The 441-nt window shown below is 68.9% G+C and carries 1 protein-coding gene; it reads right to left on the bottom strand.

The genetic code is table 11. From position 1 onward, the window contains the following. Window positions 1–441: helix-hairpin-helix domain-containing protein (locus tag JWG43_RS20890; protein ID WP_504208231.1), on the bottom strand; the 441-nt coding region annotated here is incomplete at both ends.

The following is a 441-nucleotide window of genomic DNA, read 5'->3' as shown; positions in this document are numbered from 1 at the left end:
GTCTGCGCACAGTTCAGCAGTCCTTCCGCTTCGAAGATCGGGCGCAGGATCGCCATGGGATGCGCCTTCAGCGACAGGCGAAGGGTCTGGTAGTCGGCGGCGACATGCTCGCCCAGCGGCATGACCGGCAGTCGGGCGTCGGGTTCGGCGCCGAGCTCGCGCGCATCGGCGGCGGCGAACAACGGCAGCGGCGCGTCGTCGGGCAAGCGTCGTACGGCCCATAGGGCTTCACGCCGATCCAGCCCCAACGATCGGAAGGCGTCGGCGTCGGCCAGCTTGCGCATGGCGGCAGACGACAAGGCGGCGCGGCGGGCCAGAGTTTCGATGTTGGACAGGGAGAAGGCGCGGGCGGCGGCTAGCGCCTCTGCCCAGTCTTCGCGGAAGCCCTCAATCTGGCGCAGGCCGATCCGCAACGCTGGCGTTCTGTCCGAACCTTCCAGA

The organism is Desulfobulbus alkaliphilus (assembly GCF_016918545.1).
Taxonomy (GTDB): domain Bacteria; phylum Desulfobacterota; class Desulfobulbia; order Desulfobulbales; family Desulfobulbaceae; genus Desulfobulbus; species Desulfobulbus alkaliphilus.
This window is presented reverse-complemented; position numbering and strand designations above follow the sequence as displayed.